This window comes from Desulfolithobacter sp. (assembly GCF_054025815.1).
On sequence record NZ_JBPMMS010000020.1, the window covers coordinates 1 to 19866 of the forward strand.

Below are 19866 nucleotides of genomic sequence, written 5' to 3' on the forward strand. Positions count from 1 at the left end.
GACTCCGCGCTTCAACCCCTTCAGAACAGACAACTTGCTTGCACCAATTTTCCTGTAATTTCAATTACTTAATATAACAAGTAATTATGTAGGTCTGTATAACCTACACCGACCCAATCATGTTGACAATGTAAAAATAACGAGTTAGACTCATTATGGTCGCATATCATACATTTAAAACTGGATATCAGGAACCTGTATACCATTCCATGCTCAAGATTCCCGCAGACACGCTTCGGAAATACACAACTTTACTCGGACAGAATCAAATAAGTAGCTCAAAACACCGTTACTATGTGAAATGGTTTCGGTTTTACCTCGACTTCTGCCACAAGTATTCATTTCATCCGGGAACAGAGGAAAGTCTGGCCGCATTCACAGACAAGTTAAAGGAAAAGAAACAGTCCGGGGAACACAGGAAGCAGGCACGTCATGCGGTCAATCTCTACTTCCAGGGTTTTTGTCAAACCGGGATGCTGGAACAAGGCAATTCTTTATCCGGACAAAACTTCACAAAAACATCTATTGACAGTACGGAAAAAGACCTTTCTTGTCAAGAAAACGGCTACATGGAGACTCATGAGCCTCAAATCCCTGATTCTGCTTCCAGCAGTAAGCAAATATTGAATTCAGGTAGAGCTGACTGGAGTGAACTGTATGAAAAATTAGAAAATTCGATAAAAATCCGTCATTACTCTCCAGCCACCTTGAGGACGTATACCGGATGGGCCCGCAAATTTCAGTCCTTCACCAAAAGCAAGGATTACCGCCTGTTGACGGTGGACGATGTAAAAAAGTTTCTCACCTGGCTTGCTGTTGAAAAAGGGGTTTCGGCCTCCAGCCAGAACCAGGCATTCAACGCCCTTTTATTTCTGTTCCGAAATGTTCTGGGCAAGGAATTCGGAAAGATGGACGGGATTGTCCGGGCCAAAAGAAAACCCTACATTCCCGTGGTCCTCTCCAGGGAAGAGATTGACCGGATCATTTCTCTTTTGAAACACCCTTACCGACTGATTATCAGTCTGATGTACGGTTGTGGTCTGCGGATATCTGAATGTCTTTCCCTTCGGGTCCACTGTTTCAACTTTGACATGAAAATTCTTACTGTTCATGACGGTAAAGGCAAAAAAGACCGGACAGTACCGATTCCAGATGCACTTGTGAATGACTTGAAAGCACAGCTTAACCGTGTAATCGAACAGCATGAGCGCGACTGCCGGGCCGGGTATGACGGCGTCTTCCTTCCCGGACAACTGGAAAAGAAATATGGCAATGCTGCCAGGGAACTGACCTGGCAATGGTTTTTCCCGGCCAGAGAATTAACCGTTATTCCTGACACCGGGGAACAGAGGCGCTATCACATCCATACAACGGCTTTGCAGAAGGCGCTTCGCACGGCCGTAAAAAAGGCCAGAATACCCAAACGGGTAACCTCGCACACATTTCGTCACAGTTTTGCCAGTCATCTTTTACAGGCAAACTACGATATCCGCACAATTCAGGAACTGCTTGGGCACAGTGATGTACGGACAACCATGATTTATACTCACACCGTCAGAAGTGTTACCCTGAAAGAGGCGAAAAGTCCGTTGGATTTTTAAGGGCCGACAGAACATGAAATTCCTCCTTCTATCGGATATTCACGGTAACTTCCCAGCTCTTGAAGCTGTGGCCGCCCGGGTATCCTCAGAGCACTTTGACGGGGTCATCCACGCTGGTGACGCCACTGTGTATGCTCCCTTTCCCAACGAAACCCTTGCCTGGCTGCGGGATCACGAGGCGATCTCCATCCTCGGCAACACCGACCATAAAGTCCGACGTCTGCTGCAGGGAAAGAGTTTCAAAAAACCGCGCAAGGCTGAAAAACGTATCATGTACACTTGGACCGCTGACCACCTGAATCCGGAGAACGGAGCCTATCTAAGCGGGATGAAACAGGAGGAGATACTGGAGATGGAGGGGTGGCGGATCGGCGTCTTCCACGGCAGCCCTGCGAGCCCGGACGAGTTTCTCTTCAGCGATACCCCGACCCTTCGCTTTCAGGAGCTGACAAGGAAGACCGACTGCTCCATCATCATCACCGGCCACTCGCACACCCCCTATCACAAGAAAGTTCTGGGCCGGCATTTCATAAATCCCGGCTCAGTGGGACGCATGTTCGACGGTGATCCGGCGGCCTCATGGGCAATGCTTGAACTGGATAAAGACACGGTCCGGGTCCGTCATTTCCGAACTCGCTACAACGTGGACAGGGTCGTGCACGCTCTGTCCGAAAACCTGCTCCCGCCCATATACGGTATCATGTACCGCCAGGGACGCAAACTCAACTGAGAAACCGAACCCCATGCATGTCAGCATCATCTCCATCACCACCCTGGATGGCAGGATTGCCCCGGCCGGATTCGGCAGCCAGGAGGACCGAAGCTTTCTCGAGCAGATGCGTGCGGAAACCGACGCCAGCCTCCTCGGCGCCGGCTCGCTCAGGGAGTCGGACCCGGAGATGCGGGGCCCGAACGGGCTGCTTGACCCTTCAAGGTTGCGATGCCTTGTCACATCCTCTTCATCCCTGCCCCGGACCAGGAAAATTTTTTCCGACCCGGCCCATCGGCCACTGGTCTTCTGTCCGCGGCAAAGGGTGTCAGCCCTGCGTAAATCCATAGGTGGGGAAACCGCAGAGATCATCGGCATGGTCGTGGATTCCCGGGGGATGGTCCCTCTGGAGGCGATCCTGAAAGAACTGGCCGGTCGGGGCGTAGAACGACTGTTAATAGAAGGCGGAGGACGCCTCAACCACGAGGCGCTCATGGCGGGCATTGTCGATGAACTGCTGCTGACCCTGGCTCCGAAGATATCGGGCAGAGTCGACACCCCCTGCCTGGCGGACGGCCCCGAGCACCTCGGATCCCCCATGCTGGAACTTGCACTCAAGGAGTGGAGGGTTGCCCCCACAGGAGAGCTGTTTCTCCGCTACCGGATACTCCGAAAAAAACAATCTTAACCAAAAACAGGTGCATCAGCCATGGACCAACCACATGACCTGGCCATTCTCTTTTCCGGAGGCAAAGACTCCCTGGCCCTCTATGCCCTTGCCATGCAGGGAAGTCACCCGGAAATTCCCCGGCCGCAGGTCATCCACCTGCTGCACATGAAAAACGGCATGAGCCGCTTTCACAGCTTCCCCAGGCAACGCTACCAGGTAGCCGAGGAGATACTGAAGGCCCAGACCCCGGCAGAAAGACCAACACCCGACACCAGCTACATAGAGCTGGACAGCGGCCGCTTGTTCCAGGGGCTGTGGCTGGACCATTACGAAGACCTGATGCCGCGCTGCGGAGGGAAAAACCTGGTCTGCGTGGCCTGCAAGCTGGCCATGCATGCCAAGGGGATCATTTACTGCATCCGCAACCATGTATCCCTTATCCTTGTGGGCTACACGTCCAAGCAGGGATATTATCCGGAACAGACCCGGGTGTTCATGGAGAAACTGGCGGATTTTTCCAGCCAATTCGGTATCACCACAGCCTATCCGCTCTACGAACCCTTTTCCGACAAGCACATCGCCAGACACCTGCTGGAGGAACACGGCCTGCCGTCCACTGGCGGCGGAGAAAGAAAGTGCCTGTTCTGCCAAACAAAAACAACGGCCACAGAGAAAGAGATCGGGCAGTACCTTGACTTGATGTTTCCCCGGACGGCCGCTTTTGTGGAGCACACGCTGGCCGGGCGTATCCGGGAAGCGGCACTCTGCTTCCCGCCCGGAAATCAGCAGCTATAGGGAAGCGGTCACAGGACACACCGGTTGCGGACCGTCAGGCACAACCTCCGGCGGTATCAAGAAGCATCTCCTTGTCCGGCCATTGCTTTATCCCACCCCTGAGGATATAAATCTTGTCAGCCGGCACGCCGTGGTTGCGCAGATATTCAAAGGCCCGCTTTTCCGCCCTGGTGCCGCGGGGACCGATAATGACCACCGTACTTCCGTTTTCTTCAAACAGATCAACGGCCTTCTTGAGCCTGCGCCTCTCGCCACTGGTCTTCACCGGATAGGCACCGGTCTCCACGGCGCCGAAAAAATGATGCTTCTTGAAATCGTTTGGTTTCTGGATATCGACCAGGAGCAACGGTTTTCTGCTGTCCAGCCAGCCGGAGAGCTGATCGGGCTCGACAAAATTATAATCCATGGCGGCAAAGGCCGTGACACACATCAGCAGCCAGAAAAAGATAGCCAGATTGACTCTTGCTGTGGTCATTACTACCTCCAATATTGTTTGGTATTTCCTTTCCAGGCCCTTTGTTCTTCAATCCAGTATAGGCAGGGAGACAAAAAAATTGCAAACTCCACCCGTGATTTTTCCCTGTAAAGTCCAAAGATAAAGGGATGAACATCCCTTGAGCCCCAAGCATATTACCCGGAAATCCAAGGCGTTATAAGGAACACGATGTGGCACCACAGAGGATTGGCGAGGTTGTATTTTTCTCATCCCCTGCTACAATGAAAAATGACAACTTGTTCTGACCAGGCAGTATTACAGGAATATTTTGTATGCGGACCGCGGCTGTCATTCCCACCCGTAACCGAAAAACGATGATCAACCGGGCCATCGACAGTGTCCTGTCCCAGACAGAGCCGGTGGACGAAATCATCGTGGTGGATGATGGTTCCACAGATGGCACCGGGGCCATGATCAGAAAGCGTTACCCCGCAATCATCGTCCTGCGGACCGAAGGGTTCGGAGCGGGGCTGGCCAGGGACGTCGGGGTCAGGGCCTCCGGGTCTGATCTCTTTTTTTTTCTGGATTCCGATGATCGCTGGCAATCTGAGCACACCGCGCTGTTGCGCCGGAAAATTGAGCAGGACTTCCAGGTAGCCTTTGGTCGGACCCTGACCGTGGACGAGATCGGCGGGAACGATTTTCTTATCCCGGATCAGGGGTCGATCACCTCAGGGGAGTGTTTTTCCCGCCTGGCCCGCTGGTGTTTCCTGGTCCCCTCGTCCGTGGCTGTCACCAGGCAGGCCTACCTGGCAGCCGGTGGATTCGGTAATGAACCGCTGGGAGAGGACTGGTGTTTCTTTCTCCGCCTTGCCGCCCTGTTCCCCTTTGGTTTCTGTCGGGAGATTATCACCGAACGCTATCTCCATCGGAAATCCATCTGCTGTCTGGATGGCACCGGCTCGAAAGAGATCCCGGCCCTGGTCCGGCAGGTCCAAGTTTACGCGGCCAGTCATTGCCCGGAGGATCGGGAACTGGCAGATTTTATCACCACCCATTTACATATTGTCTCCAAGGAGCACCACACATGGAACACGGTCCAGGACTGGTTCACAAGCCTGCAGAGGCACGCCCTACTCTGAAAAAAAGCTTTGACGATACCGCCCACATACGGGCCCTGCAACACTGCACAGACGTGCCGGAACAGCGGCCGACCTTTGATCTTGCGGTCACCGAAGCGGGAATCACCAACAAAACAGTATGGGTTCAACTCCCTCAGGGCAGAATACCCTTTTTAGCGGATGTTGCGGTCAACCTTCCTCCAGAGGTCAAGGGCATCCATATGTCGCGCATGGAGGAGGTAATCTCCGAGCTTTACGAGACAGATTTTTCCGATCTCAGTCAATATGGACGCGCACTCGCTGAACGGGTTCTTGAGCGCCAGCACGGCACCAGGGTCAGGGTACAGCTTCGGGGCAGGGTTCCCCATCTCAGCAAAACCGTGATCAGCGGCAAGGTGTCGGTGGACAGCGCGGAGATATCTGCGGAAATCATCCTGGAAAAGGACAGCACGCCCCTGGTGACCATGGGCCTGTCGCTGCGCCATATCACCGCCTGCCCCTGCACCCAGCTCTATAACCGGGAGCTGCCTGCATTTCCCGCGGATTCGTCACTGCTTCCCACCCATTCCCAGCGCTCCCTGACCACCATCCAGATTACCAGCCGGGACCATGCGCTCTCCTACGATGACCTGTTTCTCTGCCTTTCCAGGGCACTGCACACCACCCAGGACCTGCTGAAACGACCAGATGAAGCTGAAATCGTCTACAGATCGCATGCTCAGCCGCAATTTGCCGAAGATACCGTACGGGAAACCGCGCGGGCGGCCGGAACGATCCTGGGCAACAGGCTTCCGGGCGATGCCTTCCTTGTCATCACCTCTCTCAGTTTCGAGAGCATCCACATCCATGATGTGCGCTGTGAAATCCGGACTCCAATGCACCGGCTGACCGAGCTTCTTTCCACCTGAACCCTGTCCTGTCCGATCCATCAAGGAAAAACTGTCCCTGGGGAGAAATATATGATATTTTGAAGGGTACGCATTGTACAGGCCGCCTGTCCGGTCAAAACGACATCAAAAATTCTCTGTCCGTGCCTGCTGCAAGCTGCATGCCTGCACACTTCAGGACAACGGGAGGAAAAGAAAAATGGCACGTAGAGCCCCGCAAAAAACGGCACAAGATCAGGCTGCGATCACCGCAGACTTTGAAAGTAGCCAAAACTTCCGGATGTCTGAAATCATCAGAGAGGCCCTGGAACGGATCGACAAAAAACTCGACGCCGTTGAATCGACCGACGAGAGATGGAAAAAAATACGCAAGATCCTGCGCAAGAGAGACAAGGACAAGATCCTTGAACGCGCACTTGAAAAATATTACAACGCCGAGGAACTTAAACCCTATCAGGCCGAGCTGATCAAGCTCCAGCGTCACCTGGAACGAACCGGCAAAAAGATGATCATTCTCTTCGACGGCCGAGACGCCTCTGGCAAAGGCGGCACCATCCGCCGGGTCACCCGCTACATGAACGAGAAACACTACCGGGTGGTGGCCCTGGGAAAGCCCAACTCCATCCAGCGCACCCAACTGCATATGAAGCGCTACATCGAACAGTTCCCCCAGGCAGGAGAGATTGTTCTCTTTGACCGCTCGTGGTACAACCGGGCCATGGTCGAGCCGGTCATGGGATTCTGTACAAAAGAACAGTATCGGCGGTTCATGAAAAAAGTCACCATCTACGAAGAAAACTTCATTGACGACGGCAAAACCACCCTGCTCAAGCTCTATTTCTCGGTTTCAAAGGAAGAGCAGGCCCGCCGTTTCGAGCGCCGCAAAAACGATCCTCTGCGCCAGTGGAAACTAAGCGAGGTGGATCTCCAGGCCCAGGAACTCTGGGACGAATTCACGGAAATGAAGTACAGGCTGCTCAAAAAAACCCATACCAAAAAATGTCCCTGGTTTATTATTCGCTCCGACGACAAACACCTGGCCAGGCTCAACACCATGAAGCTCATCCTCAGCTCCACCAAGTACACCGGCCGCAGCCGGACGCTGAATTTCCTACCGGATCCCGAAATCATCGTTCCGGGCAACAAAGAGCTGAAAATCATGGAAAAACAACGTAAAAAACACGGAAAGTTCCTCTCGTAGCCATCACGGAAGGAATCCTTTACGGAGGAAGACATGGCTCACGCTAAAAACGGCAACGAAAAAAAACATAAAAAAAACAAGAAAAACTCTCTGACCGGTTTCAAGCTCCTTGAGGGTACGGCCTATAAGTTCAAGGACCGGACAAAGAGCCCCAACCATTATCCGGTCTGGGTCAAGAAGACTCAGCTCGAGTATGAAATAGAGCTCAAACAGCTGCAAATCGAGCTGATGAAACTTCAAACCCACATGAAGGCCACAGGGATGCGTATCCTGGCCATCTTCGAGGGCCGGGACGCGGCCGGAAAGGGTGGGACAATCAAAAGAATTACCGCCTTTCTCAACCCCAGAAACACCAGGGTGGTAGCGCTCTCCAAACCCAGTGACACCGAACAGACCCAGTGGTATTTCCAGCGCTACGTTCCTCACCTTCCCGCTGCGGGAGAGCTGGTGCTCTTCGACCGATCCTGGTACAACCGGGCCATGGTCGAGCCGGTCATGGGATTCTGTACCGACCAGCAGCACAAGCGGTTTTTGAAAGACGTCCCTCTTTTTGAGGAGATGCTGGTCAAAGACGGCATCAAACTGTTCAAGTTCTATTTTTCCGTTTCAAGAGAGGAGCAGGCCAGGCGGTTCGAGGCCCGCAAGACCGATCCACTCAAACAGTATAAACTCTCACCGGTGGACAATCTGGCCCAGAAATACTGGGACAAGTACTCGGTTAAAAAATTCCAGATGCTCAATGAAACCAACCGGACCCTCACCCCGTGGACCATCATCCGCTCGGACGTCAAGAAAAAGGCCCGGCTCAACTGCATCAAACACATCCTTTCCAACGTGGAATACGAGGGCAAGCTGGCCCCGGAACTCCTGCAGACCGACCCGGAAATAGTTATCTCCGGTATCGACGAGATCAAACACATGGAAAAGAACCTTTTTGCCCCGAATAAACTAAGGGGTTGAAGAGGTGCGGCAAACCGTTGACCGCGCCTAAAAGCATGTCATAAAAAATCGAAACAAAAACAGTGGCTTAAAAAGAAAAATCCGTCACCCAAACACCTTGACACCACCTGTTTTCAAGCTCATAATATAAAAGGAACTCATGGGCAATCATGCTCCACGCCCCATATAACACAACAACAGGAGGTCTTTATGGGACGCGAAAAAGTTCTGTTCAAGAGCGAAGAGAAAAAGAGTGTAACCGAAGTATGCGCAATACTGCGCCAGATGGCGGATAAGATCGAGCAGGGCCATATGACTCTTACCCAGGGGGGTAACGAGATCATCCTCGACTTTCCCCGCTCCATGGTCCTGGAAATCAAGGTAGAGGATGAAGCCAAAAAGAGAAAAGGCACCAAGCGGAGCCTGGAGATCGAACTGGAATGGTATCCTGATGCCCGGGACGAAGACTCCAGCGTAACCATTGGATAATCGGTAATCCTGCTCATCCTCCAGACAGGACACAAAAAACAAAATAACCGCTCCGGAGATTTGCGGAGCGGTTATTTTGTTTCAGTTCTTTCTGCACCAGGTTGTGATCAGGAAATCTTGCCGCAGCATTTCTTGTATTTCTTTCCCGAGCCGCACGGACAGGGGGCATTGCGGCCCACCTTCTGCTCCCTGCGCTGGACCGGCTTGTTCTCCTGCCCGCTGCTGGCCGCCGAGGCACGACGGGCCATCTCCAGCTCCCGTTCACGCTCCAGACGCCGCTCCTCTTCCAGCCGGGCGACCTCGTCCTCCTGAACGATCTGCACGCGCAGCAGAGTCCCGACGGTCTGTTCCTTGACCGTCTGGATCATGGACATAAACAGATTAAATCCTTCCTTCTTGTACTCGTCCAGCGGGTTTTTCTGCCCATAACCGCGCAGGCCGATACCTTCCTTGAGATGGTCCATATTGAGCAGATGCTCTTTCCAGTGGGTATCCACCATCTGCAGCAGGATGATGCGCTCGAGATGGCGCATCTGCTCTTCGCCATTGTGATCTTCCTGCCGGGCATAAGCCTGATTGACCTGGTCAAGGAGCAGTTCGGACAACCGCCGGGCGTCAAGCTCCTCCCGCTCCTCTTCAGGAACATTGAGCTCCAGGTTGAAAAGCTCGGCCATCCGTTCGCCAAGTCCCTGCCAGTCCCAATCCTCGGACGGGGTCCGTTCGATGGCGTATTCCTGTACCAGGCCATCGACCAGGTCGGCTATCATGTCGTCGATGATCTGCTTGACATTGTCACTCTCAAGCACTTCCCGGCGTTGACGATATATGACTTCCCGCTGCTTGTTCATGACATCGTCATATTCCAGCAGGTGTTTCCGGATATCGAAGTTATGCCCTTCCACCTTGCGCTGGGCATTTTCTATAGCCTTGGAGATCATCGAGTGTTCGATGGGCTCATCCTCTTCCATACCCAGCTTGTCCATGATCGAGCTCAGGCGGCCGGAGCCGAAAATACGCAGCAGGTCGTCTTCAAGTGAGAGAAAAAACCGGGATGAACCAGGATCGCCCTGACGGCCGGAACGACCACGGAGCTGGTTGTCGATCCGGCGCGATTCATGGCGGCTGGTTCCAAGTATATGCAGACCGCCCAGATCGCGTACTCCCTCGCCGAGCTTGATATCGGTCCCCCGGCCGGCCATGTTGGTGGCAATGGTCACCTTGCCCTTCTGCCCGGCCTGGGCCACGATCTCGGCCTCGCGCTCATGGTGCTTGGCATTGAGAACCTCGTGGGGAATACCCTCTTTTTTGAGCATGCTGGAGATTTTTTCCGACACATCGATGGAAATGGTGCCCACCAGGACCGGCTGCCCCTTGGAGTGCAGATCCTTGATCTCCCTGACTATAGCCCGATATTTGGCCGCCTTGTTCTTGTAGATGACGTCGGGATAATCCCTGCGGATCATCTCCTGATGGGTGGGGATGACCACCACGTCCAGGTTGTAAATCTTTTTGAACTCGGCCGCCTCGGTGTCGGCGGTGCCGGTCATGCCGGCGAGCTTGTCGTACATGCGGAAATAGTTCTGAAAGGTAATCGAGGCCAGGGTCTGGTTCTCGCGCTCGATTTTGACACCCTCCTTGGCCTCCAGGGCCTGGTGCAGCCCGTCGGAATAACGCCGCCCCTCCATGGTCCGACCGGTGAACTCATCGACAATGACCACCTGACCGTTCTTGACGATGTAGTCAACGTCCCGCTGGAAGAGCACATGCGCCTTCAGGGCCTGGTTGACATGATGGAGAAAGTTGATATTACGGGGATCATACAGGTTGTCCACCCCGAGAAGTTCTTCGGCAAGGGCCACTCCCTCATCGGTGAGCATGACCTGGCGCGCCTTCTCGTCCTTGGTATAATGCTCATTCTCCTTGAAATGGCGCATAATCCGATCCACCTTGAGGTAAAGGTCGGTGCTCATGTCGGCCGGACCGGAGATGATCAGCGGCGTCCGGGCCTCGTCGATGAGGATCGAGTCCACCTCGTCGACAATGGCGTAATTGAAGCCGCGCTGGCAGAAGTCCTTTATATCGAACTTCATGTTATCACGCAGGTAATCGAAACCGAACTCATTATTGGTTCCGTAGGTCACGTCCGCCGCATAGGCGTCTCGACGGGCGTCGTCGTCCATGTCATGGACAATGGAGCCGGTGGTCAGGCCAAGAAACCGATAGACCTGGCCCATCCACTCCACGTCGCGGCTGGCCAGGTAATCGTTGACCGTCACCACGTGTACACCCTTGCCGGTCAGGGCGTTGAGATAAACCGGTGCCGTGGAAGTCAGTGTCTTGCCCTCACCGGTCTTCATCTCGGCGATCTTGCCCTGATGAAGAACGATACCGCCAATGAGCTGGACATCGTAATGGCGCTCGCCCAATACCCTTTTAGCAGCCTCGCGGACCACGGCAAAAGCCTCGGGCAAGAGATCATCCAGGGATTCCCCCCTGGAGATCCGTTCCTTGAACTCCACAGTCTTGGCGGCCAGCTCCTCGTCGGACAGGGGTTCCACCGATGGTTCCAGATCATTGATCCTGGCCACCACCTGACGCAGCTTTTTGATCTCTCGATCGTTTTTTGAACCGAAAACCTTTGTTAATGCTTTTCCAATCATCTGTATCTCCGTACGGAGTCGCTCCGTAACTCTTCTCTTTGTGAACTCTGGTCCCAGTCTGAACGTGGCGGTTTACCCGGTGCCGGCGGCGGAAAAATCGGGTGACGTCCAGATAAGCGCTTCCTCGTCACAGTCGGGAAACTGCGGGCAGTTGAGACAATCGCTCCAGATCTTGTGGGGCAGGTCCCGCTTATCGATATCGGTAAAATCAAGTTTCCGGAAAAAACCGGGCTGGTAGGTCAGGGTGAAGACCTGGCCGATCTCCAGGCTTCTGGCCTCGTCCAGGCAGGAATTCACCAGCCTGGTGCCTATACCGCGTCCCTGGTGATCCTCGGGAACGGCCAGGGAACGGATTTCCGCCAGATTCTCCCAGCAGATGTGCAGGGCGCAGACACCCTGAATCGCGCCATCATCCTCAAAAACTATGAAATCACGCAGACTGTCGTAAAGGGAACTGATGGAACGGCCAAGAAGCAGCCCCTGGCTGGCAAACTGACGAAGCAGACCGTGAATCTCCGGTACATCACCCATCCGCGCGGGCCGGATTCGGCCCGTCTTCCGTGTATCTCTGCAGGTAACCATGAAAATATTGTATAGTACTCATCCCGGACGATCCGGTCAAGCCATCACATCAACAGGGAACATGCCCCGGCGACCCGATACCAGAGCCACCCGGCCGAACCCGGTTTCAACCGGTTTTCCCGGAGCTCACGATTCGTTTTCTTCCCTCGGGTCGAATAACGGGCAGCGGTGTTTCCCGGGCCGGCTTATGCTCAACAGTGGCACTGCGCCGCTCTTTCTCTGCCGGCGGCAGCAAAATCGTCTGCCCGGCCCAGATGCCCAGAAGAAACATCCAGAGAAAGAGGCAGAAACAGACCACCCCGATACCCAGCAGACCACTCAGGCTGAGCTGAAACCGGAACCGTTTTCCGGTTCGGCTCTTTTTCCGGGATCGGGTTGTTTTCTTCCGGGCCATGGAGGTGTTACCGGTTACATTTTTTCCGGGGTGCTCAGACCCACCAGGCGCAAACCGTTACCGATAACGGTCTTGAGTCCGGCACAAAGGGCCAGTCGGGCCCCAGTGAGGTCGGGATCCCCGCCCAGAACCTTGTGTTTGTTGTAGAAGCTGTGAAACTGACCGGCCAGATCCATGAGATAGAAAATAATCCGGTGGGGGGCCAGGTCGCGGGCCGCCCCGGCCACGAGCGCTGGATACTCGGCCATGGTTTTGAGCAGGTTGTACTCTTCCACCTCCTGCAGCCGGACCAGATCCGCCTCTTCCGCCGAAGGGATGACCACCCCTTTCTCAGCTGCCTGGCGCTCTATACTGCAGAGCCTTGCATGGGCATACTGGACATAGTAAACCGGATTTTCCTGGCTTTCCCTGGTGGCGAGGTCCAGGTCGAACTCCAGCTGCGAATCCGGCTTGCGCATGAGAAAGAAAAAGCGCAGAGCATCCACCCCGACCTCGTCCACCAGTTCGTCGACAGTGACAAAAGTGGCCTTGCGGGTGGACATCTTGACCTGCTTCCCATCCCGGGTCAGGGTAACGAACTGGTGCAGCACCACCTGAATCTTTGAATCATCATAGCCCAGCGCACGGATTCCGGCCAGGACATCGGGCACTGTGGCGATATGATCGGCACCGAAGATATCGATCATCCAGTCGAATCCTCGACGGAACTTTTCCCGGTGATAGGCAATGTCAGGAAGCCGGTAGGTGGGCTCGCCGCTACTCTTGATGATGACCCGGTCCTGCTCCTGGCCGAACTCAGAGGTCTTGAACCAGACGGCTCCATCCTTTTCATACACCAGGCCCTTTTCCCGCAACCGGGCCACCACATCGTCAATCAACCCCTTTTCATACAGGGTATGCTCGTTAAAATAGGAGTCAAAACGGATACCGATCCGCTTGAGTGTCTGATCGATATCGGCAAAGATGGCCTTCTGGGCTATCTCCTTGAAGACCTCAACCTCGCTGTCCTTCAGAGCATCCCCCTGTTCTTCAATGATGGAGCGGGCGATATCATAGAGGTAACCGCCCTGGTAGCCGTCCTCAGGAAACTCATATTCCTCTCCAAGCAGCTCCAGGTAACGGGCCTTGAGCGACTCGCCCAACACCCGCATCTGCCGGCCGGCATCGTTGAAATAATATTCCCGGCTCACCTCATACCCCACCGCCTCCAGGAGCCGGGCTATGGTGTCGCCCAGGATCCCGTTACGGCCATGACCGATGGAGAGCGGGCCGGTGGGATTGGCAGAGACAAACTCCACCAGAACCCTGGCCCCTTCACCCTGGCTGCTGCGCCCGAACCGCTCACCCTGCTCATGGATAGGCGCGAGAACCGAGCTCCAGATGGAATCACAGAGAAAGAGGTTGACAAAACCAGGCCCGGCGATCTCCACCTTGTCTATAATCTGCCGGTGAGCGGACAGCATGTCGGCCAGCTGCCCGGCCACTTCGCGGGGGTTACGTTTTTCTTTGCCCGCTACCACCAGGGCCATATTGGTGGAAAAATCTCCCTGTCCCTCGTGCCGGGGAACCTCCACAGTATACTTCCCCGCCGCAGCGTCGGTCCAGAGTCCCTTTTCGACCCCCTGGTCAAAACAATCGTCAACAAGTTTCTTCAGCTGTGATTTAATCATCAGTTTTTAATAAATATCCAGATTATCAGCGAGTTAGATTGAAAGTCAGTCATCCAGATAGACCCGCCGGTTCAGGTTGCCAAACAGGCAGAGCACCTCGTAATTGATGGTTCCCATCCAGGCGGCGATCTCGTCACAACTGATCTCCCCTGCCCCCTGGCGGCCAAGCAGAACCACTTCGTCTCCCGGCCGGACCTCCTGAAGGTCAGTGACATCCACCATGGTCAGATTCATGGATATGCGACCAACCACAGGAGCCCGGCGGCCTTGAACAAGGACCTCGGCCCGGTTGGTGAGAGTCCGGAGGTAACCGTCTTCATAGCCCACAGGCAACAAGGCTACCCGGGTCTTCCGGCCGGTGGTGTATATGTGACCGTAGCCAAGTCCGCTTCCCGCGGGAACATCTTTTACCTGAATGACCCGGCTCACGAACCGCATGGCCGGCTGCAGTCTCTCCCCGGCCGCAAGCTCCCGACCGGTAAGCCCATCGGGATAACATCCGTAGAGGGAAATTCCCGGCCGGACCATATCCAAACGGGTACCGGCAAAATACAGCAGGCCGCCCGAATTGGCAATATGCAGACAGAGTCCATCGGGAAGCTGGTCGCCAAGCGACTCCACCAGGGCGGTGAACGCGCTCAGCACTTCCATGGTGCTGGTTGACGCACGATCATCGGCCAGGGGAAAGTGGGCCAGAATGCCTTTGAGCTGCACACCCGCAGTGTCCATGATCCGGCGAATCACCCGGGGCGCCTGATCCAGGGTAACCCCCTGACGGCCCATCCCGGCATCCACCTTGAGATGAACGTTTATCCCGCGACCCTTCCTCCGGGCCTCCCGGGACAGTGATGGCAGCAGAGTATCGTCCACCAGGACCGGGGTCAGATCAAAATCAAAAAGAGGAGGAACAAGCTCGGGCAGGATGCCGGTAAAAACAAACACGGGCTGGGAAATTCCCGCCTTCCGCAGGGTTACCCCCTCGACCACCTCGGCCACTCCGAAGGCGTCCGCTCCGGCACCGGCGAAGACCCTGGCGCATTCCACCATGCCATGGCCATAACCATCGGCCTTGACCATGGGCATGATTCCGGCCTTTCGTGCCACCCGCCGAAGAAGCCGCATGTTGGACCGCAGAGCAGGGCGCGATATCTCCACCCTGTTGAGCGATTCAATCATGGCGAATCCACTTGAACCAGGCAAGCCAGCCATGGCGACTGGAAAAGAGCAGGCCGCAACCTATGGCCACATAGACCGTACCCACGACTTTCCCCGGCTCGACCAACGCCCGCATGGTAATGCCTGATGCCACCATGAGTCCCGCCAGGGCCCAGGTTTTCCAGCAGTAGACAGCACCCAGGCAGGTTCCATCCCGGAGCTCGACAATCCGCGCCACGATGCTGTGCCGGATCGCCCTGTCGAGAACCAGGAAAGATTTCGCTATCCCCAGGGCAACGGCAGGAAGTACCAGCCAGCGATCGGGTCCTGATCCCATCCAGCCCCATCCCCGTATGATGAGCATGATTCCGATGGATGTCCAGAGCAGAGAGGCCACAAATAGATGAACCGAACGATTCACTCCCGGTTTCCATCGTGCCTGTCTCACCGTTTTTTGTCTCATATCCCTGAAAACAAGATAAGCCCATCCCCCGGTCGGGGAATGGGCTTATCGATACACCGTATGAACTGGTGAAATCAGACTTCAGTTACAGTGAGAGCGCCTTCAGGACATACCTCAACACAGGTCTCGCAACCCAGGCACTCATCCGGCTCGACAGCTTCACATTTACCATCAACCATCTCGTAAACCTGTGCAGGACAGGCATTTACGCACTCTTCACAACCAGCACACTTGTCTTTATCAACGACGATTTCCCACATGATTCTACCTCCGTTTCAATGAATTCAACTAATGGGTAATTTGACAACCTTTATCAGACCGCCTTCCACAATAAAAAGGCGGGAGGCAAGTTGCCCTTCCTCTAATCCACAGCGCTCGGGTTTGTCAAGATAAAAGATGGAGAGCATCGTGATACAGTGACCAGATAACAACTTGTTGATTCGATATGACAAACAAATTCCGGCCCCCCCACCGAAGACCTGCGGTAAGGAAAAATTATGTTGACCATGGGCTGGTATCCAGAATAGATTGTCAGATCATAAATCTCTTCCTGTGAGTTCACGTTCAATGACACCAAAAAAGAAAAACAAAGGCCGCCGGAACTGGTCTCCGGAAAAGGGAGAACAGGCCATGGTGGAAGGTATCCTCGAAGGCAGTCCGGATGCTGTCGGGGTCGCGGTTATCCGCCTGGACTGCGGTTGCCGCAAAATGGCGGCCGTCAACCGGGATGGAGACCCGGCCAGCGAAATCATCATGTACCGAGACCAGGCCGAATCCATCTGCGACCAGTGCAAAAAAGACGACGGCAACTTCATGCGGGTCACCCACCAGTTTATCAGCTGGATCAAACCGGAACCCGATGAAGCGCGCAAAAAAATGATCCTGGCCAAGGTTCTGGGAACACAGGAAAACACAACCCATTAACAGGCTGTCGAAAAACGTAACGAGCGACGATGAGACAAGGAAAAATGAGGCGAAAATGCGCAGTTACACGGAGCACATGAGCATTTTAAGCCGAATTTTAACGCAGCATCATCAAGCGTAGCAGTTTTTCAACGGCCTGTTAAGCGAATACAGAGCCCTGTATTGAGGGCATAACACAAGCTGATCCGGGAACCATAGGTATCACTCAAGGAGAACTGACCATGGCAGAGAAAATCTATCGTGTCAACATGACCGACCTCACCACAAGCATAGAAGACGTTCCCTCGGAATGGATGGGCCTTGGCGGCAGAGGACTTACTTCGACTATCGTCGCGGCCGAAGTTGAACCAACCTGCCACCCCCTGGGACCGAAAAACAAACTGGTCATTGCTCCGGGACTTCTTTCCGGCACTCCGGCCGCCAACTCCGGCCGACTCTCCATTGGCGCCAAGAGCCCTCTCACCGGGACTATCAAGGAGGCCAATGCCGGCGGCACGGCCGCACAGATGCTGGCAAAACTAGGCTGCAAGGCCCTGGTCATAGAAGGTTTGCCCAACGACGACACCTGGTACAGCCTGCACTTTACCAAAAACGGCATCACGATCAACAAAGAGAGCGAGCTGATCGGCAAGGGTAACTTTGCCGTGGTGGATGCCATACACCAGCGGCTGGGAGAAAAAAACGGCGTCATCACCATCGGGCCTGCGGGCGAAATGCGTCTTTGCGCAGCCAATATCTCGATCAAGGATCCTGATGGCAAACTGCGTTCCAACGGCCGCGGCGGACTTGGCGCGGTCATGGGCTCCAAACGAATCAAATTCATCGCCATAGACCCTGCCGATGCCAGGGTCGAGCTGGCGGATCCGGATAAATTCGCCAAAGCCAACAAAACCTTTGCCAAGGCCCTGGTGGACAACCCCATCAGCCAGGCCCTGGCCCAGTACGGCACGAACGTCCTGGTCAATATCATCAACGAAGCCGGCGCCCTGCCCACCCGGAACTTTACCTCCGGCCAGTTCGAGGGCCATGAAGCGATCTCCGGCGAGACCATGCACGACATGATTGTCGAGCGAAACGGTAAACCGCGGCATAACTGCCATAAGGGTTGTGTCATCCAGTGTTCTCAGATCTTCAAAGACAAGGACGGCAACTACAAGACTTCCGGTTTCGAATACGAGTCCATCTGGGCTATGGGGGCCGACTGCTGCGTGGACAACCTTGACCATATCGCCGAGGCGGACCACCTGATGGATGATATCGGCATCGACACCATTGAAACCTCGGTGGCCATGGGTGTGGCCATGGAAGCCGGAGTCCTCGAATTCGGTGACGGAGAGGGTATCTGCCGAATCCTGAAAGAAGAGATCGCCAAGGGCACCCCGCTTGGCCGGATCATCGGCAACGGCGCTGCCTCGGTGGGCCGGGCCTTTGGCGTCACTCGGGTGCCCGTGGTCAAGAATCAGGCCATTCCGGCCTATGATCCGCGCGCGGTCAAGGGTATTGGCATCACCTACGCCACCTCAACCCAGGGTGCTGATCACACCATGGGCTACACCATTGCCACCAACATCCTTGGCGTGGGCGGCTCTGTAGATCCGCTCTCTCGGGAGGGACAGGTCGAGCTGTCTCGTAATCTGCAGATTGCCACCGCTGCCATCGACTCCACCGGCATGTGCCTGTTCATCGCCTTTGCCGCCCTGGACGACGAAACCTGCCTGCCTGCCCTTATCGACATGATCAACGCCCGCTTCGGAATCAACCTGACCGGAGACGATGTCACAAATCTCGGGGCCACCATCCTCAAGACCGAGCGGGCCTTCAACCAGGCTGCCGGATTCACATCCAAGGACGACCAGTTGCCCGAATTTTTCATGGAAGAGCCCATTGCCCCCCATAACGTTGTCTGGGACTTTACCGAAGAGGAAATAGCCAAGTTCTGGAACTTCTAAACATGGTGGACATCAAGGTCAAGCTGTTTGCCTATTTCCGCGAAGGCCGCTTCAAGGAGGCGGCCTTCCGGTATGAGGAGGGAACCACACCGGGCAGGATTGTCACGCAGCTTGGCATTGATCCCGATGATGTGGGCGTTATTATGGTCAACAATCGTCAGGCCGGCATGAATACGGTATTGAACGACGGCGACACAGTCGCGATTTTTCCGAAAATAGGCGGCGGCTGAACCGCGGCAACCATCCTCTGCACAGACCTTCATCCCCCCGCAGCTATCCCTGTACCGCCAGACATCCACCAGACCTGACACAGCCGGAAAAGACCACACCGGACAGGCGCACCTTTGCCAGTTGAACACGATTTGCCTGTAAACCGGCCCGCAGGCCATCTTTCTTGCTCCGGGACATAAAATTGCTGGATAGGGCTTCATAATGTCTGTAAGATAGCTCCCATCACCACCGGAAGCGCCCGGCTGTAAGGCTAGAGCCCACATGAACCTCAACCACTGGCACAAGACAGTGCTTACGGACGATTCCCTTGAACTGTTCAGCCGCAATCTTGGAACCCTGGAGCCAGGCGAACAGCGGCAACTCGGCAAGGCAACGGTGACCGTCATCGGCTGCGGCGGGCTTGGGAGCATGATCATCGAAGAGCTTCTCAGGCTGGGGGTAGGCCGGTTGCTGCTCTGTGATCCGGACCGGTTCGAGCCCTCCAACTGCAACCGCCAGCTCTATGCAACCAGGCATACCCTGGGACATCCCAAGGCCGAAGTGGCCTCCAGACGGGCCCGGGAAGTGCACGGATTCACAGATGCTATCCCGGTGGTCGCCGCTTTCCAGGAGGCAGAGGAAGCGCTTTTTTCCGCAACTGACGTGGTTGTGGACTGCCTGGATAATGGCCCGGCGAGAAGAGAACTCTCCCTTCTCTGTCATGTAAAAAAAATCCCCCTTGTCCATGGCGCGGTGGAGCGGTGGTACGGACAGATCGGGGTGCAGATGCCTGGCTCAACGATGGTGGCTGATCTGTACCGGTACTCGACGCAAACCCCTGAAACCAGGGCACCCTCGGTGGTGTCGTGTACAGTGGGTGTGATCGCCTCCCTGCAGGCCCTGGAAACCTGCAAGCTGATCCTGGACCACCACTCTCCCCTGCAAGACAGCTGGATGAGCGTGGATTTACGCAGCCTCAGCTTTGACCTGATCGGATAACATCCATGGTCT

The 19866-nt window shown here is 55.0% G+C and carries 21 protein-coding genes; 13 read left to right on the forward strand and 8 right to left on the reverse strand.

The genetic code is table 11. The features are described 5' to 3' along the window. Positions 1 to 623 precede the first annotated feature (623 nt). The 4 genes from ACXJJY_RS05350 to ACXJJY_RS05365 are packed head-to-tail and all read left to right on the forward strand — an operon-like array spanning position 624 to position 3775. Positions 624 to 1601, forward strand: a complete 978-nt coding sequence (locus ACXJJY_RS05350) for an integron integrase (RefSeq protein ID WP_456385765.1) — start codon at positions 624 to 626, stop codon at positions 1599 to 1601. 13 nt (positions 1602 to 1614) lie between these two features. Further along, the gene (locus ACXJJY_RS05355; RefSeq protein WP_456385767.1) at positions 1615 to 2331 is read left to right on the forward strand and encodes a metallophosphoesterase family protein; all 717 of its coding nucleotides are present in this window, start codon (positions 1615 to 1617) and stop codon (positions 2329 to 2331) included. A gap of 13 nt (positions 2332 to 2344) precedes the next feature. After that, on the forward strand, positions 2345 to 2998 hold the full coding sequence (locus tag ACXJJY_RS05360; RefSeq protein ID WP_456385769.1) for a RibD family protein: 654 nt from the start codon (positions 2345 to 2347) through the stop codon (positions 2996 to 2998). Positions 2999 to 3019: 21 nt separating this feature from the next. Then, positions 3020 to 3775, forward strand: coding sequence for a hypothetical protein (locus ACXJJY_RS05365; RefSeq protein WP_456385771.1), 756 nt, complete (start codon positions 3020 to 3022; stop codon positions 3773 to 3775). Positions 3776 to 3809: 34 nt separating this feature from the next. Here ACXJJY_RS05365 and ACXJJY_RS05370 read toward each other — a convergent pair whose 3' ends face one another. Next, on the reverse strand, positions 3810 to 4250 hold the full coding sequence (locus ACXJJY_RS05370) for a rhodanese-like domain-containing protein (RefSeq protein ID WP_456385773.1): 441 nt from the start codon (positions 4248 to 4250) through the stop codon (positions 3810 to 3812). A gap of 293 nt (positions 4251 to 4543) precedes the next feature. Here ACXJJY_RS05370 and ACXJJY_RS05375 point away from each other — a divergent pair, with 293 nt between their 5' ends. The 5 genes from ACXJJY_RS05375 to ACXJJY_RS05395 all read left to right on the forward strand — a co-directional run bounded on the left by ACXJJY_RS05375 (position 4544) and on the right by ACXJJY_RS05395 (position 8848). Next, positions 4544 to 5353, forward strand: coding sequence for a glycosyltransferase family 2 protein (locus tag ACXJJY_RS05375; protein WP_456385775.1), 810 nt, complete (start codon positions 4544 to 4546; stop codon positions 5351 to 5353). After that, on the forward strand, positions 5299 to 6240 hold the full coding sequence (locus tag ACXJJY_RS05380) for a GTP cyclohydrolase, FolE2/MptA family (protein ID WP_456385777.1): 942 nt from the start codon (positions 5299 to 5301) through the stop codon (positions 6238 to 6240). Before ACXJJY_RS05375 ends, ACXJJY_RS05380 begins: the two co-directional genes overlap by 55 nt. Positions 6241 to 6418: 178 nt before the next feature. Beyond that, positions 6419 to 7420 carry a polyphosphate kinase 2 gene (gene ppk2 / locus ACXJJY_RS05385; protein ID WP_456385779.1) on the forward strand — a complete coding sequence of 334 codons (1002 nt, stop codon included), beginning with the start codon at positions 6419 to 6421 and terminating at the stop codon, positions 7418 to 7420. Positions 7421 to 7453: 33 nt separating this feature from the next. Continuing rightward, on the forward strand, positions 7454 to 8380 hold the full coding sequence (ppk2, locus tag ACXJJY_RS05390; RefSeq protein WP_456385781.1) for a polyphosphate kinase 2: 927 nt from the start codon (positions 7454 to 7456) through the stop codon (positions 8378 to 8380). A 189-nt stretch (positions 8381 to 8569) separates the two neighbouring features. After that, the gene (locus ACXJJY_RS05395; RefSeq protein ID WP_456385783.1) at positions 8570 to 8848 is read left to right on the forward strand and encodes an amphi-Trp domain-containing protein; all 279 of its coding nucleotides are present in this window, start codon (positions 8570 to 8572) and stop codon (positions 8846 to 8848) included. A gap of 107 nt (positions 8849 to 8955) precedes the next feature. Here ACXJJY_RS05395 and secA read toward each other — a convergent pair whose 3' ends face one another. From secA to ACXJJY_RS05430, 7 genes are all read right to left on the reverse strand, one after another. After that, entirely contained in the window at positions 8956 to 11508 is a 2553-nt protein-coding gene (secA, locus tag ACXJJY_RS05400; protein WP_456385785.1) for a preprotein translocase subunit SecA, read from the reverse strand. A 72-nt stretch (positions 11509 to 11580) separates the two neighbouring features. Further along, complete coding sequence (locus ACXJJY_RS05405) at positions 11581 to 12090, reverse strand: N-acetyltransferase (protein ID WP_456385787.1); 510 nt, start codon at positions 12088 to 12090, stop codon at positions 11581 to 11583. 106 nt (positions 12091 to 12196) lie between these two features. Then, entirely contained in the window at positions 12197 to 12484 is a 288-nt protein-coding gene (locus ACXJJY_RS05410; RefSeq protein WP_456385789.1) for a hypothetical protein, read from the reverse strand. 14 nt (positions 12485 to 12498) lie between these two features. After that, positions 12499 to 14154 (reverse strand): arginine--tRNA ligase, encoded by a 1656-nt coding sequence (gene argS / locus ACXJJY_RS05415; RefSeq protein ID WP_456385791.1) that lies wholly within the window; start codon positions 14152 to 14154, stop codon positions 12499 to 12501. A 45-nt stretch (positions 14155 to 14199) separates the two neighbouring features. Further along, positions 14200 to 15330 carry an alanine racemase gene (alr, locus tag ACXJJY_RS05420; RefSeq protein WP_456385793.1) on the reverse strand — a complete coding sequence of 377 codons (1131 nt, stop codon included), beginning with the start codon at positions 15328 to 15330 and terminating at the stop codon, positions 14200 to 14202. Next, positions 15323 to 15730: a hypothetical protein gene (locus ACXJJY_RS05425; RefSeq protein WP_456385795.1), complete on the reverse strand. Its 408-nt coding sequence runs from the start codon at positions 15728 to 15730 to the stop codon at positions 15323 to 15325. Before ACXJJY_RS05425 ends, alr begins: the two co-directional genes overlap by 8 nt. 116 nt (positions 15731 to 15846) lie before the next feature. Next, positions 15847 to 16032 carry an ATP-binding protein gene (locus ACXJJY_RS05430; protein WP_456385797.1) on the reverse strand — a complete coding sequence of 62 codons (186 nt, stop codon included), beginning with the start codon at positions 16030 to 16032 and terminating at the stop codon, positions 15847 to 15849. A gap of 307 nt (positions 16033 to 16339) precedes the next feature. Here ACXJJY_RS05430 and ACXJJY_RS05435 point away from each other — a divergent pair, with 307 nt between their 5' ends. The 4 genes from ACXJJY_RS05435 to ACXJJY_RS05450 all read left to right on the forward strand — a co-directional run bounded on the left by ACXJJY_RS05435 (position 16340) and on the right by ACXJJY_RS05450 (position 19854). Beyond that, positions 16340 to 16696: a hypothetical protein gene (locus ACXJJY_RS05435; protein ID WP_456385799.1), complete on the forward strand. Its 357-nt coding sequence runs from the start codon at positions 16340 to 16342 to the stop codon at positions 16694 to 16696. Positions 16697 to 16917: 221 nt separating this feature from the next. Then, positions 16918 to 18645 carry an aldehyde ferredoxin oxidoreductase family protein gene (locus tag ACXJJY_RS05440; protein WP_456385801.1) on the forward strand — a complete coding sequence of 576 codons (1728 nt, stop codon included), beginning with the start codon at positions 16918 to 16920 and terminating at the stop codon, positions 18643 to 18645. Positions 18646 to 18647: 2 nt separating this feature from the next. Then, positions 18648 to 18875, forward strand: coding sequence for a MoaD/ThiS family protein (locus ACXJJY_RS05445; RefSeq protein ID WP_456385803.1), 228 nt, complete (start codon positions 18648 to 18650; stop codon positions 18873 to 18875). A gap of 262 nt (positions 18876 to 19137) precedes the next feature. Next, complete coding sequence (locus tag ACXJJY_RS05450; protein ID WP_456385805.1) at positions 19138 to 19854, forward strand: HesA/MoeB/ThiF family protein; 717 nt, start codon at positions 19138 to 19140, stop codon at positions 19852 to 19854. Positions 19855 to 19866 lie beyond the last annotated feature (12 nt).

Coding starts and splice junctions, on each gene's coding strand:
- ACXJJY_RS05355 (WP_456385767.1), top strand. CDS start 1,615: ATGAAATTCCTCCTTCTATCGGATATTCACGGTAACTTCCCAGCTCTT.
- ACXJJY_RS05360 (WP_456385769.1), top strand. CDS start 2,345: ATGCATGTCAGCATCATCTCCATCACCACCCTGGATGGCAGGATTGCC.
- ACXJJY_RS05365 (WP_456385771.1), top strand. CDS start 3,020: ATGGACCAACCACATGACCTGGCCATTCTCTTTTCCGGAGGCAAAGAC.
- ACXJJY_RS05370 (WP_456385773.1), bottom strand. CDS start 4,250: ATGACCACAGCAAGAGTCAATCTGGCTATCTTTTTCTGGCTGCTGATG.
- ACXJJY_RS05375 (WP_456385775.1), top strand. CDS start 4,544: ATGCGGACCGCGGCTGTCATTCCCACCCGTAACCGAAAAACGATGATC.
- ACXJJY_RS05380 (WP_456385777.1), top strand. CDS start 5,299: ATGGAACACGGTCCAGGACTGGTTCACAAGCCTGCAGAGGCACGCCCT.
- ppk2 (WP_456385779.1), top strand. CDS start 6,419: ATGGCACGTAGAGCCCCGCAAAAAACGGCACAAGATCAGGCTGCGATC.
- ppk2 (WP_456385781.1), top strand. CDS start 7,454: ATGGCTCACGCTAAAAACGGCAACGAAAAAAAACATAAAAAAAACAAG.
- ACXJJY_RS05395 (WP_456385783.1), top strand. CDS start 8,570: ATGGGACGCGAAAAAGTTCTGTTCAAGAGCGAAGAGAAAAAGAGTGTA.
- secA (WP_456385785.1), bottom strand. CDS start 11,508: ATGATTGGAAAAGCATTAACAAAGGTTTTCGGTTCAAAAAACGATCGA.
- ACXJJY_RS05405 (WP_456385787.1), bottom strand. CDS start 12,090: ATGGTTACCTGCAGAGATACACGGAAGACGGGCCGAATCCGGCCCGCG.
- ACXJJY_RS05410 (WP_456385789.1), bottom strand. CDS start 12,484: ATGGCCCGGAAGAAAACAACCCGATCCCGGAAAAAGAGCCGAACCGGA.
- argS (WP_456385791.1), bottom strand. CDS start 14,154: ATGATTAAATCACAGCTGAAGAAACTTGTTGACGATTGTTTTGACCAG.
- alr (WP_456385793.1), bottom strand. CDS start 15,330: ATGATTGAATCGCTCAACAGGGTGGAGATATCGCGCCCTGCTCTGCGG.
- ACXJJY_RS05430 (WP_456385797.1), bottom strand. CDS start 16,032: ATGTGGGAAATCGTCGTTGATAAAGACAAGTGTGCTGGTTGTGAAGAG.
- ACXJJY_RS05435 (WP_456385799.1), top strand. CDS start 16,340: ATGACACCAAAAAAGAAAAACAAAGGCCGCCGGAACTGGTCTCCGGAA.
- ACXJJY_RS05440 (WP_456385801.1), top strand. CDS start 16,918: ATGGCAGAGAAAATCTATCGTGTCAACATGACCGACCTCACCACAAGC.
- ACXJJY_RS05445 (WP_456385803.1), top strand. CDS start 18,648: ATGGTGGACATCAAGGTCAAGCTGTTTGCCTATTTCCGCGAAGGCCGC.
- ACXJJY_RS05450 (WP_456385805.1), top strand. CDS start 19,138: ATGAACCTCAACCACTGGCACAAGACAGTGCTTACGGACGATTCCCTT.